Here is an 18,193-nt window from a genome sequence, read left to right on the forward strand (position 1 = left end):
AGATGTTTTCAGTAGATCAAACACTGGGGTATCCAGCCCCGTTAGATGTGAACAACTTAAGCGATGAGCAAACGGCAATTGCCATCGAAGAGCTTAATTTGTTCTATCAAAACGCCCAAGCGTTGACCGATATCTCGATGCGAATCCCCAAAGGTCAGGTAACGGCGTTTATCGGCCCGTCGGGTTGTGGTAAATCGACGTTGCTACGCTGCATCAATCGTATGAACGATCTGGTCGAAGGTTGCCGAGTGGAAGGCAAGGTTAAGCTGCACAATAAAAATGTCTACCATCCGGAAGTGGATGTCGCGACGCTGCGCCGCCGAGTCGGGATGGTTTTCCAAAGGCCAAATCCATTCCCAAAATCGATTTATGAAAATGTGGTTTACGGACTGCGTTTGCAAGGGATTAAGAATAGCCGAGTGTTGGATGATGCGGTGGAACGTTCGTTACGCTCTGCGGCGCTTTGGGATGAAGTCAAAGACCGACTGCACGAAAATGCGTTTGGTTTGTCTGGTGGTCAGCAGCAACGTTTGGTGATTGCTCGCGCGATTGCAATTGAACCAGAGGTGCTATTGCTTGATGAACCGACGTCGGCGTTGGACCCAATCTCAACCTTGACCATTGAAGAACTGATCAATGATCTGAAAACCAAATATACTGTAGTTATCGTTACGCATAACATGCAGCAAGCGGCGAGGGTGAGCGATCACACGGCGTTTATTCATATGGGTAAGTTGATAGAGTACTCAGATACCGACTCTATTTTTACTTCACCATTGAAAAAGCAGACCGAAGACTACATTACTGGTAGATACGGTTAAGAAAACTAAGGGAGTTAGAGACATTTCATGAATTTTGGTCGTCATATTTCAGGTCAGTTTAATGTCGAGCTCGAGTCGATCCGTACCCATGTATTAACCATGGGTGGTTTGGTTGAGCAGCAATTGTCATTCGCTATGCAGGCGTTGAACAAAGAGGACATTGAGCTGGCAAGAAAAGTGGTGCGCGACGACCATAAAGTCAACGCGATGGAAGTCTCTATCGACGAAGCTTGTACCCGCATTATCGCTAAGCGGCAGCCGACGGCGAAAGATTTACGTTTGATCATGGCGATCATCAAAACCATTACCGACCTTGAACGAATCGGTGATGTCGCGACTAAGATGGCGTATGTGGCGATCGAAAGTCCTTCTTCTAAAGAGTGCCAGTTTCAGGTTTCGCTCGAGCCTTTGTGCCGTCAGGCTATTACTATGCTGCACCAAGTGCTGGATGCCTTTGCGCGTATGGACGTAGATGCGGCGGCAGAAGTGTACAAGTTAGACGACAAAATCGATGCCGAATACGAAGCGGTGATCCGTCAGTTGATGACCTACATGATGGAAGACCCGAAAAACATTCCCAATATCCTACAGGTCATGTGGTCAGCGCGCGCCATTGAACGAGTCGGTGATCGCTGCCAAAACATCTGTGAATACATCATCTACTTCGTCAAAGGCAAAGACGTTCGCCACCTCGGTGAGCAGAGTATCGATGACGCGTTGAAGTAATACTTACTAATATTTCTGCGGGACAAAGGTTTGTTCTTCGACGGGCGGGCGGATATAGCCTGCTTTATTCAACTCGGGTAGCTCAATCGGTGGGTAATCCACTTCCTGATAATCAATCTGGCTCAACAAATGGCTGATGCAGTTTAGCCGTGCGCGCTTTTTATCATCAGAGGGTACAACCCACCACGGGCAATGTTTCGAATCAGTGTGCAGAAACATCTTGTCTTTGGCTTCTGAATATTCCACCCAGCGGTTGCGTGATTCCAAATCCATCGGGCTGAATTTCCATCGTTTTAGCGGAGTGTTGATGCGGTCCAGAAAGCGCTGTTCTTGCTCTTCGTCGGAAACGGAAAACCAGTATTTGATCAGGATGATGCCGGAGCGCTGCAGCATGCGTTCGAACTCTGGACAAGAGCGGAGAAACTCTTCGTATTCGTCTTCGTTGCAAAAGCTCATCACTTTTTCGACCCCAGCGCGGTTATACCAACTGCGGTCAAACAATACGATTTCTCCGGCGGAAGGTAAATGTGCCACATAGCGCTGGAAGTACCATTGGGTCTTCTCTTTTTCCGTTGGGGCGGGCAGGGCTGCGACGCGGCAGACACGAGGGTTGAGTTTCTCGGTGATGCGTTTGATGACGCCACCTTTGCCAGCGGCATCTCGACCTTCAAAAATCACGACGACTTTGAGTCCGTCACGTTTTACCCATTCTTGCAGTTTCACTAACTCGACTTGCAAGCGTTCTAGCTCTTTGCGATAGAACTTTTTATCCAGCTTTCCGTTGCCCATACTGTGGTCCTTGTGAGATGGCTAACTATTGGTCTCTGTAATCAATATGCTAGCATCGCGAGAGTGCAAAGATGTATCTCGAAGTTAAGAACTGAGAGCCTCAACGATCTGACGAATAGCGTGTGAATTCGTAACCGGAATCGCAAAATCATCGACGTCCTGCGCGCCCATTTTTGCGCTTTCGGCTATCAGCTTCATTTTGCTTGGACGGATGGTTTTTCCTGACAGATGCACTTCCCGCACGCCAGTTTGTTCAACCAGTTTAGCGACATTGCTGGCGTTAAGTCCTGCGCCAGCCATGATCGCAATTCGTCCGTCCGCTTGTTTGACCATCTTGGCCAATGTATCAGCACCTTGTTCGACATTCGCCGCTAAGCCAGAAGTTAATACTCGTTCGCAACCTAGGCCAATAATCGCTTCCAGCGCTTGTTCTACGTTTCTGCACTGGTCGATAGCGCGGTGAAAAGTCACGCCCAGTCCGTATAACTTTGCTCTCTCTAGCAATTGCTGAGCTAAGTGGAGATCAACGTCACCATTGGCTTTTAGAACGCCAAACACAACTCCTTGTAGTCCTGCTTCTGCGGCCGCTTCGATGTCATACAGCATTGAATCAATGTCATCTTGGTCGTAGAGAAAATCCCCTTGGCGCGGTCGAATCATGGCGTAAACAGGCACGGTTGCGATCTCGGCGGCTGTTTTCATTAGGCCAAAGCTTGGCGTCAATCCGCCTAACGACAGAGACGAGCACAGCTCGATACGCGTCGCACCGCCAGATATTGCGTTGTGTAGGGATTCTAAGTTGTCGATACAAACTTCAATGTGGTAGTTCATTTGACTGCTCTCGAGTGGGGGAATAGAGGTATTTTAGCCTGTTTGAAATGGTGCAATTAGGGTAAAGATAACGGTTTCGCTTTTCCCTAAATAGAAAAAACCTCAGCAATGGCTGAGGTTTTCTGATTGGCTGGTTTGGGTGCTTATGCCGCGTCTTCTTGAGCTTCTGGCTCTTCTTTATCAACCGCAGCCACTTTTGCTTTTTTTGGTGCAGGTTTGCGTTTTGCGCCCAGAGCGTACAGCACTTCTTCTTTGTTTTGTGCCAGGAACATAGCCAAGTCTTCTTGCTTGCCTTCGTCTTCCAGCAGTTCACTTTTACCTAGTAGCTCAAATAGCTCGTCCGCCATATCAAGCATTTTATCGTATGCGTCAGCTTCCGCTTTAGAGGTAAAAGTCATTTTCTCTTCTCCATTGCGTTCTACCACGTACTTGACGATTACAGCCATGGTTGGTCCTCTAGTTAAATTTGCCCAAGTAATTACTGTCTGTTTATACAGTTTTTGACCAATTAAGTCCAGACAACCCCTAGGATATGCGAACTAGGTGGTTACTCTTTACTCCACTGGTCACAGAATTCGATAAAGCTTTTCAATAAAGGGCTTTGGTATTTCTCTTTGTGTACCAGTAACCAATAGCGACGTTTCATATCCAGCGGCAATTTGAGTTCCACTACGCGGCCATCTTTTAGTGCTGGTTCAGCGGCGAGTTTGGATAAGCAGCCTAGTCCTAATCCCGCCGATACACAGTTGATCAGCGCCTCGGTTGTGTTGAGCTGAAACGCTTCTTGCCACTGCTCGATACGAGGGGCGATCGCGCGGAGGAAAAACTCTCTCGATCCCGAACCTGCTTCGCGCAAAATCCAATCGCTGTTTTCTAAATGGCCGATGGTAAAGCTTTGTTGAGTCGCTAACGGAGATGACGGCGAGCAAATCACGCACATCTCATCTTCGCTAAATTGTTGCGAAATCAACTGTGGGTGCAGAGTTTTGCCTTCAATAAGCGCAATATCGAGCTCGTAATCGACCAACTTTTCACAAATCAATGCCGAGTTGGAAATGAATAGGCTCTGCGATTTGTGTCCGGTGTGATTTCTGAAATCGCTTAACAAATAAGGCGCGACTTGGTTACCAATGGTGTCACTGGCGCCAATTCGCAACGCACCGACAAGCGTTTGGTCACCCTCAAACAGCTGTTCGATGTTCTCTGCGCGCTCGATCAGTTCATCGGCGAGAGGCAGAAGCTTTTGTCCTTCCTGATTGAGAATTAATCGGTTATTGACCCGGTCAAACAAAGAGTGACCGATCTGCTTTTCCAGCTCGGCGAGCGACATACTCACTGCTGCTTTGGAAAGAAACAAGGCTTCCGATGCGGAAGTAAGCGTGTCGTGTTGGGTGATCGCGATAAACACCCGTAGCTGCTTAAGTGAGATATTGCTGGCCATAATATGATGTTTAGTATTACTGAACGTTTGTTTTAAATAATTAGATATATTAGAACGAAGTGCAAGCGTAATATCGCTGACATTGAGAGTGAGTCTGTCTGTGAGGTCACGATGATTCAGAAAACAAAAGCAAAAGTAATGGCAGCACCCACCCCAATGGCGGGGTTAGCGCTTGGTATCGCCAGCTTGGGCTGGAGTTGGGAGAATGCGATTGAGTTACATGGCTACGGACAGTGGATGAGTGCTGGGATCGCGAGTGTGTTGCTGGTGGTACTAGCGGCAAAATTTTTGCTGCATAACCACTTGCTAAGAGAGGACCTTGCTCACCCTGTTGTCGGCAGTGTTGTGCCGACGTTTGCGATGGCGACCATGGTGGTGTCGAACTCACTTGGGCATTTTTACTCAGTTGCAGGTGATGTGCTTTGGTTGATTGCGATTGCTCTGCATATTGTGTTTTTGCTGAGCTTTGTTTACCACCGTGTGCAAGATTTTGAATTGCATCATATGGTGCCAAGTTGGTTCGTCCCTCCGGTGGGCATTATCGTCGCGGACGTGTCGTTTTCGGGCAATCCAGTGCTAGTGCCGATCGCCCATGGCGCGTTGGTATTTGGCATGTGTTCGTACGCCGTCATGTTACCTATGATGATTTATCGCTTTATGTTTACTCATGAGATCCCTGACGCGGCGAAACCGACGATGGCGATCATGGCAGCGCCAGCAAGCCTTTCACTGGCGGGGTATCTAACCGTTGTCAGCACGCCGTCTCCGGTCGTAATTGCGTTGCTGTTTGGTATTGCAGTGTTGATGACGGCGATTATCTACTTGGCGTTTTTCAAACTGCTGAGACTACGATTCAGTCCAGGTTATGCGGCGTTTACCTTTCCGATGGTGATTGGTGCGACGGCGCTATTTAAAATGGCGAACTGGATGGAAACGCACGGACTAGCCGAGCACTATATCGCGCAAGTGCGTGGGTTGGCGGGTATTGAGTTAGTGGTTGCGACGCTTGTGGTGGGTTATGTTGCACTGCAGTACATCAATCATCTGTTGGTCAAACCGCGTTTAATGACCGCGCACCACGCTTAATATCCGTTCTCAATCGAGCCCCTTGAGTGACTTCAAGGGGCTTTTTTGTTGCTCCAGTATTTAAGGTTTCTTGGCAAATTCCTCGCCATCGCCAGTAGACACCACCCGAATATCGCGTTGTGGGAATGGAATCTCGATGCCATTGTTTTGCAGCGTTTCGAGAATGATTAGCAATAGGTCACCTCCGACCCGATTGCGCTGTTTGGTGTTTTTGTGCGTCCAGTTGGTAAACGAGCTGGAGATGAACTTTTCGTTTGGAACCACAATATCTTTACCATCAAAGGTTTCGAGTGTGGTTGAGCGCATATTGAGCTCGGTAACTGTCCCTGTGCGGGGTCAGTCTCGATGATAGAGCACACGACATCTCGGCAAGGTCATATCCAAAGCGATTTAAATTTCGGATTAATAAGTGTTAAACGTTGTGATTAAGTGTTGTAGCAATTTGCTTATTCGTCCAGAAAGAACTCAGAGTGAAGGGGAGGAGTGCGAGAGTGAAAGTGGTGAATTAAAAAAAGACACCCCAGCGAGAATGGTGCCGGGGTGCTTTGTAGAGATTTATGAGGTTATCGGTGATAGAAACGGGACATATCGCGCAAGGCTGAACGAATGACATCAACCGGGACTGGTCGATCATTATCGACTTGCAATTGACTATCAAATTGCTGTGAATGACCGCCGGGGTTAACCACCAGCATTGTTTCTTTCCCTACCAGAGCGTAGTTGTAGTAACTGCCAGCGATAAACCAGTCGCGAGACTCGCTATCGTCAAACAGATCGTAACCGATACTGTAAGAAGAGGTATCGGTATCGACATCAAACAGCATGTTCATCAGCGTCGGCACGATATCGTAATGGGTGGTGCGATAGTCGATTTGCCCTGGTTGTTGGTCGGGTAGATAGACATACAGCGGCACTTTAACCTGCGTGTCGCTGTAGTTACCCGAATGTCCCCAATAGTTCATCTTGTGATCGTTGAATTCTTCACCGTGATCGGAAGTTATCACCACGATAGTATTGTCCAAATCGACGTTTTCCAGTACCTCTTCGATCAAGCTATCAATGTAGTAGAGCGAATTTTTATATCGATTGTGGTACAGCGATGCGTCAAATTCATTGTTGAGTAGGATATGGTCAACACGTTCCCAGTAAGGCTTGAACTTGGCAAAGTCGGGCTCAGGGAAATCGGTACCATGAGCCGCATCGTAAAACAAGAAACTGAAGTAAGGCTGATCGCTTTGCTCATTCTGGAACTGAACAAACTCGTCGGTGATTTCTTGATCGCGCTGAGATTTGCTGTCGCCACCACGTTGCAAGGTCAGATTTTTCACATTCTTAAATACCGTCCGTGACAGCGGTGGGCTGATCAGTGGTGCAGAGCCAAAGATTCCCATTCGGTAGCCTTGTTGTTGCAGGCTATTGATGAATACCGGAGAGGTTTGGCTAGCATGAAAACTGTCCCAATAGGTCGCAGGCAAACTGTAGAACAAGCTGAATATGCCCGCTTGCGTTGAGTTACCGCCGCTCATGTGTTGGGTGAAGTTAGAGGTTTTGCCAATAAACTGGCTGACGTTAGGCATCACGTCTGGCGTCACATCGCTGTAGCGCCACGCATCGATCAGGATGAACAAAACATTGGGTTGTTTGTTTTTGGCAACCACATTCACTGGCTCTAGCGGGTAGTTGAGCGCGCTGCTTTCAACGTTGGTCAACTCAACGCGATTTTTCGACGCGATACTCTCATCCACCAACTGATATTTGTAGATAAATTTGCGTGCGGTGAGTGGGTAGTAAAGCGGCCAGTTATTGGAAAATTGACTGACTTCATCGTCGTATAACGCATTTTTGTACGCGTGCACGGCTTGGGTACTAAGCAACAATGCGAACCACACACCAATCAGGACGAACTTAGCTCGGCTATAAAGCAATCTAGTACTCAGCCAGACAGTACACGCCAAGCCAACGATCAATAGCGCCACCTCGCTGATAAAAATCAGCCAGCTCATCCAAGAGATCCCAAAGACTTCGTCGGCGCCCTCAAAGAACATCCGAATCATCAGTGCGTTGATGTGTAGTTTGTATTGCTGGAAGACTAAAATATCGACCTTAAGCATCACCAACATAAAGATCGCGATAGCAATAACCACACCTTTAAACCAGCGTGGTGGCAGAACAGAAAATAGCAAACTCAATAGCATGAATGGCACAGCAATCAAGCCCAGCCATGCGTATTGGGTTGAGAGCAGGTAGTAACCCTGCAATAACGTCAGAGGTTCAGCTTGGTTGCTTGACAGTAAAAAGGGATAGCAAGCTATTGCCAAGTAAGGGACAAAGCAAGCAAAAAAGGCAACTAGCCAAGCGCTGTTAGAAGTAACTTTGCGAAACATACGTTTTTTTACTTATATTAATATCAGTTCCGGAGTATAAAACAGTGTTTTTTATTTCGGAATATTGCGACGTAAATCACACTGCACACTGAAGTGTAAGATTTCGCTTACATGTTTAAATTTAGATGTTTCGTGACCAGTTTGTGTATTAGCTAACCTTTTGTTACCCCGAGTCTCAAGATTGCTGCAGGAAAAATTTTCCCTGTGCTAAGCTAGCTCTCAGTTTAAATTGGCGCTCGGTGCATTCCTTTTGTTTACTGTTTACCACTCCAACCAAGTTGATATTCTCAAGTCGCTGTTAGTTGAGCTGATTCGTCTCAATCCACTCGAAAATCCGTTCGAAGCGGAGCAAATTCTGGTGCAAAGCCCGGGTATGTCTCAGTGGTTAAAAATGGAGTTGGCGAAAGAGTTTGGTGTGGCTGCAAACATCGAATTTCCTCTGCCTGCGACCTTTATCTGGAACATGTTTACCGAAGTGCTTCCCGATGTGCCAAAACGCAGCGCTTTCAACAAAGAAGCGATGACGTGGAAGTTGATGACGATCTTGCCGAGCATGTTGGAACTGCCAGAGTTCGCCGCGCTCAACCGTTACTTGGACAATGACCCTGATGTCAGTAAGTTGTACCAATTGGCGGAAAAAATTGCCGATATTTTTGATGGTTACTTGGTGTATCGTCCGGAATGGATTGCTGCGTGGGAAGCAGGGCAAAGCGTGGCTGAGCTTGAGGATGAGCATCCGTGGCAACCGCTACTTTGGCAGGCGCTTTATGATCATACGGTTGCCCTCGACCAGTCACCGTATCATCGTGCTAATTTGTACCAGCACTTTATCGAAATGCTCGATAATCACAGTGGCAGTTTTGAACACCTGCCAAAGCGTTTGTTTGTTTTTGGTATCACCTCACTGCCGCCGCGCTACATGGACGCATTGAAAGCCATTGGTGAACATATTGATGTGCATTTAATGTTCACTAACCCATGTCGTTATTACTGGGGTGAAGTGCGCGATAGAAAATACCTTGCGCGATTGGCGGCTCAGCACCGCAAACATCTAGTGTGGCAACAAGACCATTCAGAGCAAGATGGGGAAAGTACCCAGCTAAAAGGTAGCCTCGAAGACAATCTCTCTGACGAGCTTCATACCAACGTGGTTGGCAACAGTTTGTTGGCGTCAATGGGCAAACTTGGCCGAGACAATATGTATTTGTTGTCGCAACTGGAGTCCCACGAAATAGAAGCTTTTGTCGATGTTGAGCGCGATTCGCTGCTCCATCAACTGCAAGCCGATATCCTTAACCTAGAGGAACACCAAGACGACCAAGCGCTAGAAACCAGCCAGCACAAACAAGTCGTTTTGGCTACCGATCGCTCGCTGTCTCTACACGCTTGTCATAGTCCAATGCGTGAAGTCGAAGTGCTGCACGACCAACTCTTGGCGATGTTTGACGCTGACCCAACGCTTAAGCCGCGCGATATCATCGTCATGGTTGCCGACATCAATGCCTACAGCCCGGCTATCCAAGCCGTATTCGGTAATGCGCCGGGGGAACGTTTTATTCCTTATTCGATCTCGGACCGCACGGCAGATCAAGAAAGCCCAATCTTGAATGCGTTTATGCAGTTGGTCAGCCTACCGAACACTCGTTGTTTGGCCTCAGAGCTGCTAGAACTATTGGAAACACCGGCGATCTTGGCGCGTTTTGCGTTGAGTGAAGACGATTTCATCCAAGCCAAACAGTGGGTTGAAGAGTCTGGCATTCGCTGGGGACTGAACGCATCAACCGGACGCGAATTTGATCTGCCTGAAACGGTGCAGAATACCTGGCAATTTGGTATTCAGCGCATGTTATTGGGTTATGCGATGCCAGAATCTGCGGGGCTGTTTGCTTCAGCCTCTGGCACGATCTCTCCGTTTAATGAAGTGCAGGGCATGGGCGCAGAGCTAGCGGGTAAGCTAGCACACTTTATCGAAACCATTGATAGCTACCGCACTAAACTGGCTCGCACACAATCCATCGACAGTTGGCGGGAAGTGCTAACCCACTTATTGGATGACTTTTTTACCGTCGAGTTAGAAGGCGAAGCGGCGCTTAAATCGATCCGCGATACCTTGGCGGCGCTCAAAGAGCAGCTTACCGATGCGGCGTTTGAGCAACCACTGACGCCATCGATCATCAGCCAATATCTACAAAACAAGCTGTCTGGTACGAGGGTGAGTCAGCGTTTCCTCGCCGGACAAGTCAACTTCTGTACCTTGATGCCAATGCGCTCAATCCCATTCAAAACAGTGTGTTTGCTGGGTATGAATGACGGGATCTATCCGCGCTCTGTACCGCCAGAAGGGTTTGATTTAATGAACGGTCGCGCGAAACCTGGTGACCGCTCACGCCGAGATGATGACCGCTACCTTTTCTTAGAAGCGATGTTATCGGCGCAGCAAACCTTATACATCAGCTACGTTGGCCGTTCGATACAAGACAATACCGAGCGAGTTCCGTCGGTATTGGTGTCAGAGTTAATGGAATATTGCCACCAGAACTATTGTTTAGCGGGGGATGAAGCGCTGCCTTGTGACGACTCCGGTGACCAACTGCTGAACGCTTTGATTCACCACCATCCGATGGTGCCGTTTTCTGTTGATGCCTTTGTCGGTGAGCAAGCCAGCTATGCCAAAGAGTGGTTACCGGCGGCGAATCGACAAGGACAAGGCGGTGGCGAATTTAATCGTCAGTTGAGTGATTACCTTGACGGTGCGACTTATCCGTTGGAGCTCGATTTGGTTGAGTTGCAACGATTCTGGCGTTTGCCTGTGCAGTACTTCTTCAATCGACGCCTAAAGGTGGTGTTTGAACCACCATTGCCAGTAATGGAAGATGACGAACCGTTTGTTCTGGGCGGGCTAGAAAGCTATCAGATGCGCGATAGCTTGCTCACCACCTTGCTAGGGCAGCAACTGGCGGGGCAAACCGATACTCAAGCGATCATTTCCCAGTTTGTTGAGCAGCAACGAGCGCAGGGCAAACTGCCTGTAGGTGCGTTTGGTGATATCGAATTCGAAACTAACCGCGTGCAAACGCAAGAGCTGGTAGAGAAGCTGACTTGGCTGTGCCAATCCCAAGGAGATGACTTAGAAGTAAAACTGACTTTTGACGTGCTTGGTGAAAGCAAACCGATCCATTTGACTGGTTGGTTAACCCAGCACTATGCCTCTGGTCTGATTCGTTTTCGTAGCGGGTCTATTCGCGCGCAAGATTATCTGGCCGCTTGGATTGACCACCTTGCGATGTGTGCGATGAAGCAAGCGAAGCGAACCCATCTTATCGGTTATGACCGCAAAGAGGGCGTGGTTCACCTTGTTTACCCACCGATTGACGACGTGTCACAAGCTAAGTCGTTGTTGGCTGAGTTGGTACGTTTGTTTTATCAAGGGATGACGCAGCCTTTGGCCTATTTCCCTAAAACCGCACTCGCGAGCGTTGAAGCGGGTTTTAGCCGCGGTAACTGGGTCGATGATGAAGAAAAATCGTTGAAGAAAATGGCAGACACATTTAACGATGGTTACATGGTGAATGGCGAAGGTAACAACGCGTATATTGCACGCATTTGGCCAACGTGGAATGAAGAGCTAGCGGCACAGGTTCGCACTCTGGCGGCGTTAGTGATCCAAGCACCAAGAATGGCGGCGAAAACGCTCGAAGATATGGAATCGTCGTGAAGGTCAAATCGGGAAATTAAGTGGCCGCCAGTAAATCATTATTGTGTAGGGCGTTCGCTGTACGGCCACAGGTCAGAGGGACCATGATTCGGTTGGTATCTTGCAGCGCTTTGCTGCTCAACGCGTGCGGTGGATACTAGCGGTTCGTATAGCGTTCTGCCGTGAGGCAGATCTCATTAAGATCTTATATACCAAGCAGTTTTACTAATAATTTGCATTTTTAAGTCAGGATCACATTGGCATTCCGACTTTTTGTTTTAAAGGCTAGATATTTATGACAGCAACGTCAGTAGCGACAACGCTAAATACTATGACTTTTCCATTGCACGGAGCGCGTTTGATCGAAGCATCGGCGGGCACAGGCAAGACCTTCACCATTGCTGGTTTATACCTCCGTTTGCTATTGGGTCATGGCAGTCCTGAAACAAAACATCGGGTGCCGTTGACGGTCGACCAGATCCTTGTCGTGACGTTTACCGAGGCCGCGACCGCCGAGTTACGTGACCGTATCCGCGCGCGTATCCACGCTGCAAGACTTGCTTTTTCGCGAGGCAAAAGTGATGACCCAGTCATCGCGCCGTTGCTGGAAGAGATTGTCGACCACAAGCAAGCGGCGGAAATACTGCTTCAAGCCGAAAGACAAATGGACGAAGCCGCGGTGTATACCATTCACGGTTTCTGCCAACGTATGCTAACGCAAAATGCGTTTGAGTCTGGTAGCCGCTTTAATAACGAGTTCGTTACCGACGAAAGCCACCTCAAAGCGCAAATTGTCGCAGACTACTGGCGACGTAACTTCTATCCGTTACCGATCCATCTTGCGGGTGAAGTGCGCCGAATTTGGTCTGCACCGTCTGATCTGCTGGGTGATATCAGCGGATATCTCACGGGCGCACCGCTGAAACTGACGGTCGAAGCAATGAAAGGCAGCTTGGCTGATCTGCACCAAGCCAACTTAGCGCGTATCAACCAGTTGAAAGTTGCATGGCGTGAAAGCCAAGACGACTACCTCACGCTGATCAGTGAGTCAGACGTAAACAAGCGCAGCTATAGCAAAAAGTCTTTGCCTGCGTGGCTTGACGCGGTGAACGAATGGGCGGTGAGTGAAACCAGCGGCTACGACTATCCGGATAAGCTGGAGAAGTTTGCGCAAAACGTGCTGGTCGAAAAAACGCCGAAAGGCACGCCGCCTACACATCCGGTGTTTGCGGAGATTGAAACCTTCCTTGCCCAGCCAATTTCACTTAAAGCGCCGATTCTGGCTCATGCGATCGAACATTGTCGCGACATGCTTGCTCAAGCAAAGCAGCAGAAACAGTGGCTATCATTTGATGACCTACTGACTAACCTCTCTGCTTCGATTGATAGCGATGAATCAATGCTATTGGCAGAGCGTATTCGCTCACTTTATCCGGTGGCGATGATCGATGAATTTCAGGATACCGATCCACTGCAATACAGTATTTTTAGCCGCATTTATCTGCATAATCCGGAATGCGGCTTGTTTATGATCGGCGACCCTAAACAGGCGATCTATGGCTTTCGCGGCGCAGATATTTTTACCTACATTAAAGCGCGCAAGCAGGTCTCTTCTCATTTTACGCTTGGAACTAACTGGCGTTCGAGTGCCGAAATGGTCTCGGCGGTGAATCAGGTGTTTGCGTTGCCTGACAGCCCATTTATCTATGACCAAGACATCCCGTTTACCCCGGTCAACTACAGTCCGAATGCCGAACAACGCATTTGGACCATCGGTGGTCAAAAGCAACCTGCGTTAACGTATTGGCTGCAGGACGCCGATGACAAACCGCTTGCTAAAGGCGATTATTTAAACGCGATGGCGCAAGCGAGTGCAGACCAAATCCACGCGATTCTTAGCGCCGCACAACAAGAACAAGCCTACTTTGAAACCGGTAAAGGTAAACAGGTTATCCAAGCGGGTGACATTGCGGTGTTGGTCAGAACGGGTAACGAAGGACGGATGATCAAAGAAGCGTTGGCGAAACAAGGTATTGCCAGCGTCTATCTCTCAAACCGAGACAGTGTGTTTACCTCCACGGTTGCACAGGACTTACAGCGACTATTGCAAGCGGTGCTGACGCCGGAAAATGACCGCGCGTTACGTGCCAGTTTGGCTTCTGAACTGTTTGCCCTTGATGCTGGCACACTCGATAAGCTCAATAATGATGAAAATGAGTGGGAAAACGCGATTAACGAGTTCAAGGAGTACCGTAAACTTTGGACTCAGCGCGGTGTGTTGCCGATGCTGCGCAGTGTGATCAGCAAGCGTCATATCGCTGAACGATTACTTGAAGAGCAAAGCGGTGAGCGCACCTTGACCGACTTAATGCACATCGGTGAACTGTTGCAGCAGGCGAGTATTGAGCTCGATAGCGACCATGGTCTGTTGCGTTGGCTGGCACAGTCGATCAGTGACGCGGAAAACGGCTTGGGTGGCAGTGAGGACGAGATCCAGCGTTTGGAATCTGAGCGGAACTTGGTGCAAATTGTCACGATTCACAAATCGAAAGGTCTCGAATATGACTTGGTGATGTTGCCGTTTGTGCTCAGTTACCGAGAAGCGAGTGAAGCGAAATACTACGATGCAGAAAGTGACCGCACTGTGCTGGACATCAGCGGGCAGGGTGACTCACTCAAGCAAGCGGACAAAGAACGTCTTGCGGAAGATTTACGCTTAATCTATGTGGCGCTGACCCGTGCGGTCTACGGCTGTTTTATCGGCGCTGCGCCGATTCGCAATGGGCGTTCAAGCAAAGAGCCAACTGGTGTGCACCGCAGTGCGATGGGCTACTTGCTGCAAAATGGTCAAGAAGGTGGCATCAACGACTTAACCCTCGCTATTCAGAAACAGGTTGAGCAGCTTGATTGTGTCGCGTTGGCTGATTTACCTGAGCCACACCAGACGCCGTTTGTTGCCAACCAATCACAAACACAATCGTTGCGTGCGCGCGAGTTACAAAGTGATATCGACCGAAGTTGGCGAATCACCAGTTATTCTGGCTTGGTTAAGCAAGGGCACTCGACGTATGGCGATGATGCGCTGACGGACTTAATGCGTTTGGACGTCGACTCGTCTGGTGAGCAAGACCAAGAAGAATTGCTTGAGCCAGAAAGATCGATTTTCACGTTTCCACGAGGTGCAAGACCGGGTACGTTCCTGCACAGCTTGTTTGAAGAAGTTGAGTTTACGCAACCCGCGACGAGCGAGGAAAACACGCAAGTGATTCTGGCGCTAATGGAAAGTGAACAGTTGGAAGAAGAATGGCTACCCGTCTTACAGCGGCTGATCGATACGGTGCTAGCAACACCACTCGACGGTAAGAAGTTAACACTCAACCACAAGCAACCATCACAACGCTTAGTTGAAATGGAGTTTTTGTTACCGATAGAAGTGCTGGCGGCTCCGGCGCTCAATCGCGTAATTCAACGTCATGACCCATTATCAGCCAAAGCCGGTGACCTTGGTTTTCAAACCGTACACGGCATGCTCAAGGGCTTTATCGACTTAGTGTTTGAACACAATGGTCAGTATTTTGTCTTGGACTGGAAGTCGAACTATTTAGGCGATGACGTCAGTCACTATCACGGCGAGGCGCTGAAATCAGCGATGGCTGAGCACAGATACGACCTGCAATATCAAATCTACGCGTTAGCGTTGCATCGCTTCTTACGCAGCCGTTTACCTAATTACGATTATCAGCAACATTTTGGCGGTGTTTACTATCTATTCCTACGTGGTATGGATGGTGAAAGTGAGCACGGTATCTTCTCGGCCAAACCTAGCTTGGAGTTTTTACAAGATATGGACCGCTTAATTGACGGACAAAACATCGATACTAGACACAACAGTTCTGGTCAGATGGAGTTGATTTGATCATGCAGAACTTGGTAGAGAAACTAAAACAACTGGCAGAGAAAGGTTCAATTCGTCAGCTTGATTACCAATTTGCGCGCTTTATCTTAGCGCAATCACAAGACCAAGCATTAGCGTTTATCGCAGGTGTAGTCAGCAGTGAACTGGGCAAAGGTCATATCTGTTTGCCATTGCATGACTCGCAAGGGCAACCGGTTGATCTGGCCGCCAAACTTGGGTTGTTTGGCGATGCTGCGCTTGAACTGAACCAACAGCTCATTTTGATTAGTTGGCGTGAATTACTCACGGCTTCGTCTTTGGTTGGTCAACAGGGGGAAGCGTTACCTTTGATGTTTGACGGTGAGCGGCTCTATCTACACCGATACTGGCACTATGAAATTGCCCTAGCTGAGCGATTAAATAGCTTTGGGATACCCATGATCCTAAAGCCTGATGAGGTGCAAAAACTCTCACAACTGCTTGCGCACTTGTTTGCGAGAAACTATCGCTATCTATTTGAAGACATTAAGAAATTAGAACAAGAAGCAAAACTAACTCCGGTCGTTTTACAGCGTTTGGTGTGTGACCATTTAGACGTTGTGGACGACGAAAATTTGGATTGGTCTACGATAGGCCAAAAGCTCCAAGGGGTGGCAAAAATCGAACAACTGTCAGTGTTGGACCAACTGGTGCCGTTGTCTGCGTGTGTCAACTGGCAAAAAGTTGCGGCCGCGATTGCGTTGAGCAAACGCTTTGCGGTGATCTCCGGTGGTCCGGGTACGGGTAAAACGACGACGGTAACCAAACTGCTTGCGGCCTTGATTGAACAGGCGAAACAGCTGGGTGAACTGCCAACCATCAAGCTGGTGGCACCTACTGGTAAAGCGGCAGCAAGGCTAACCGAATCGATTGGTAAAGCGATCGACCAGCTTCCGGTTTCGCCAGAGCTAAAACAAGTGATCCCGACTGATGCGAGCACAATTCACCGCTTATTAGGCGCCATTCCAAACAGTGCGGAATTCAGACACAACCATGATAATCCGTTGCACCTAGATATTTTGGTGGTCGACGAAGCGTCGATGGTTGATTTACCTATGATGTACAAGTTGGTCGACGCGCTGCCAAAGCAGGCTCGTTTAATTCTGCTTGGCGATAAAGATCAGTTGGCGTCAGTGGAAGCGGGGGCAGTGTTAGGCGATATTTGCTCGTTTAATCAGTTTGGTTACAGCGCTCAGCAAGGTGCTCTGGTTGCACAATTGACGGGTTATCAAAGCCTTGCACAAGGAAATAGTCAAAGTACGACCATCGCCGATAGTCTGTGTATGCTGCAAAAAAGTTATCGTTTCGATGCGCGCTCCGGTATCGGACAACTGGCTAAAGCGGTTAACTCAGGTTCGGCGCAAAACGTCGATAATGTCTGGAACAAAGATTTTAGTGACATTGCGAAGTTTCCAATCGACAGCCAACATTACAACCAGTTGATTCAGTCGTTGGTGAGCGAATATGCGCCTTACCTAAAACGCGCCTCACAAGCCGAGATAGATCCAGACAGCGGTGAACCGGAACAGATTGAGCGTCGAGCAAAAGCCGCGCTAGACGCCTTTGCACAATGTCGTCTGCTGTGTGCGGTGCGCGAGGGGGATTTTGGCGTGGCAGGGCTTAACTTGCGGATCGAAAAAGCGCTCGCGGCGCGTAAATTAATCCAAGTTCAGGATGAGATCTGGTACCACGGCCGGCCTGTGATGGTCACGCGTAACGACCATGCGTTGGGTCTATACAACGGTGATATCGGCATTTGTATTCGCGATGAAGTCGAAGGTGAGGGTAAATTAAAGGTGTTCTTTGAATTGCCTGATGGCAGTGTGAAGTCGGTACTACCAAGCCGAGTGCCGGAGCATGAAACCGCCTACGCGATGACGATTCATAAATCACAAGGTAGTGAGTTTCGTCATACCTTGATGATTTTGCCGCCTGACTTTACCCCGATACTGACGCGAGAATTGATTTACACAGGTATCACGCGCGCTAAACACCGTTTGAGTTTGTATGTCGATGATCGAGTTGTGAAGCGTGGGATTAAAGTAAAAACGGAACGAGCCAGTGGTTTGGTCAGTCGATTGTCGCGCAGTTAATTAACTACTGTTAGTTAAATAATGAGTGGAGATGGGGAAGTGCATAACCATCCCTGGTTTGCTGTTGGATTCAAAGTGATGTGGTAAATGAGATACTGCGGATTTGGTATTTTTCCTGATAGTTAAGAATAAATGCCTTCAATCCTTCGGTCACTGGAAATACGCAGTGAACATCTAGCCCTTCTAGCAATTGGTTGTCGGCCATATCCCAAAAGCTCTGAACCGAGTTACAAATTATAGTTTTGATGGGTTTCATCGAGTGTTGCTCTTAATGACGTTGTTTCAGTCTCAAGCAATCCGTGCGACTTAATCAAAAGATTAAGCGGAGATAAGTCCAATAGGCTCCCGAAGCGGGAGCCTAAATTTTAACCAAGAGATGATATGAAATAAAGGG

The 18,193-nt window shown here is 48.5% G+C and carries 12 protein-coding genes and 1 pseudogene; 6 read left to right on the top strand and 7 right to left on the bottom strand.

Translation table 11 applies throughout. The features are described 5' to 3' along the window. Nucleotides 1–2 precede the first annotated feature (2 nt). Both pstB and phoU read left to right on the top strand, forming a co-directional pair. Nucleotides 3–821: a phosphate ABC transporter ATP-binding protein PstB gene (pstB, locus tag HCZ42_RS07250; protein WP_167420062.1), complete on the top strand. Its 819-nt coding sequence runs from the start codon at nucleotides 3–5 to the stop codon at nucleotides 819–821. 27 nt (nucleotides 822–848) lie between these two features. After that, complete coding sequence (phoU, locus tag HCZ42_RS07255) at nucleotides 849–1,547, top strand: phosphate signaling complex protein PhoU (RefSeq protein WP_167420063.1); 699 nt, start codon at nucleotides 849–851, stop codon at nucleotides 1,545–1,547. A 6-nt stretch (nucleotides 1,548–1,553) separates the two neighbouring features. Here phoU and ppk2 read toward each other — a convergent pair whose 3' ends face one another. From ppk2 to HCZ42_RS07275, 4 genes are all read right to left on the bottom strand, one after another. Next, the gene (gene ppk2, locus HCZ42_RS07260) at nucleotides 1,554–2,336 is read right to left on the bottom strand and encodes a polyphosphate kinase 2 (protein ID WP_167420064.1); all 783 of its coding nucleotides are present in this window, start codon (nucleotides 2,334–2,336) and stop codon (nucleotides 1,554–1,556) included. Between the two features lie 84 nt (nucleotides 2,337–2,420). Further along, nucleotides 2,421–3,167, bottom strand: a complete 747-nt coding sequence (locus HCZ42_RS07265) for a copper homeostasis protein CutC (protein ID WP_167420065.1) — start codon at nucleotides 3,165–3,167, stop codon at nucleotides 2,421–2,423. Nucleotides 3,168–3,310: 143 nt separating this feature from the next. Then, entirely contained in the window at nucleotides 3,311–3,613 is a 303-nt protein-coding gene (locus HCZ42_RS07270) for a YebG family protein (protein ID WP_053409646.1), read from the bottom strand. Nucleotides 3,614–3,714: 101 nt separating this feature from the next. After that, nucleotides 3,715–4,608 (bottom strand): LysR substrate-binding domain-containing protein, encoded by an 894-nt coding sequence (locus HCZ42_RS07275; protein ID WP_167420066.1) that lies wholly within the window; start codon nucleotides 4,606–4,608, stop codon nucleotides 3,715–3,717. A 111-nt stretch (nucleotides 4,609–4,719) separates the two neighbouring features. Here HCZ42_RS07275 and HCZ42_RS07280 point away from each other — a divergent pair, with 111 nt between their 5' ends. Then, entirely contained in the window at nucleotides 4,720–5,694 is a 975-nt protein-coding gene (locus HCZ42_RS07280; protein ID WP_167420067.1) for a TDT family transporter, read from the top strand. A gap of 60 nt (nucleotides 5,695–5,754) precedes the next feature. Here HCZ42_RS07280 and HCZ42_RS07285 read toward each other — a convergent pair. Together HCZ42_RS07285 and HCZ42_RS07290 are read right to left on the bottom strand one after the other, a co-directional pair. Further along, nucleotides 5,755–6,012, bottom strand: a pseudogene (locus HCZ42_RS07285) (mechanosensitive ion channel domain-containing protein); the annotation flags it as partial. Between the two features lie 245 nt (nucleotides 6,013–6,257). Then, nucleotides 6,258–8,078, bottom strand: coding sequence for a DUF3413 domain-containing protein (locus tag HCZ42_RS07290; RefSeq protein WP_167420068.1), 1,821 nt, complete (start codon nucleotides 8,076–8,078; stop codon nucleotides 6,258–6,260). Nucleotides 8,079–8,328: 250 nt separating this feature from the next. On the opposite strand from HCZ42_RS07290, the gene recC reads away from it, so the two are divergent. From recC to recD, 3 genes are all read left to right on the top strand, one after another. Next, nucleotides 8,329–11,793, top strand: a complete 3,465-nt coding sequence (gene recC / locus HCZ42_RS07295; RefSeq protein ID WP_167420069.1) for an exodeoxyribonuclease V subunit gamma — start codon at nucleotides 8,329–8,331, stop codon at nucleotides 11,791–11,793. Between the two features lie 274 nt (nucleotides 11,794–12,067). Next, the gene (recB, locus tag HCZ42_RS07300) at nucleotides 12,068–15,688 is read left to right on the top strand and encodes an exodeoxyribonuclease V subunit beta (RefSeq protein WP_167420070.1); all 3,621 of its coding nucleotides are present in this window, start codon (nucleotides 12,068–12,070) and stop codon (nucleotides 15,686–15,688) included. Nucleotides 15,689–15,690: 2 nt separating this feature from the next. Then, nucleotides 15,691–17,799: an exodeoxyribonuclease V subunit alpha gene (gene recD, locus HCZ42_RS07305; RefSeq protein ID WP_167420071.1), complete on the top strand. Its 2,109-nt coding sequence runs from the start codon at nucleotides 15,691–15,693 to the stop codon at nucleotides 17,797–17,799. A gap of 70 nt (nucleotides 17,800–17,869) precedes the next feature. Here the strand turns inward: recD and HCZ42_RS07310 are convergent, their stop codons facing one another. Further along, nucleotides 17,870–18,055: a hypothetical protein gene (locus HCZ42_RS07310; RefSeq protein WP_167419998.1), complete on the bottom strand. Its 186-nt coding sequence runs from the start codon at nucleotides 18,053–18,055 to the stop codon at nucleotides 17,870–17,872. Between the last annotated feature and the right edge of the window lie 138 nt (nucleotides 18,056–18,193).

It is taken from the genome of Vibrio hepatarius (genome assembly GCF_011806575.1).
Classification (GTDB): domain Bacteria; phylum Pseudomonadota; class Gammaproteobacteria; order Enterobacterales; family Vibrionaceae; genus Vibrio; species Vibrio hepatarius_A.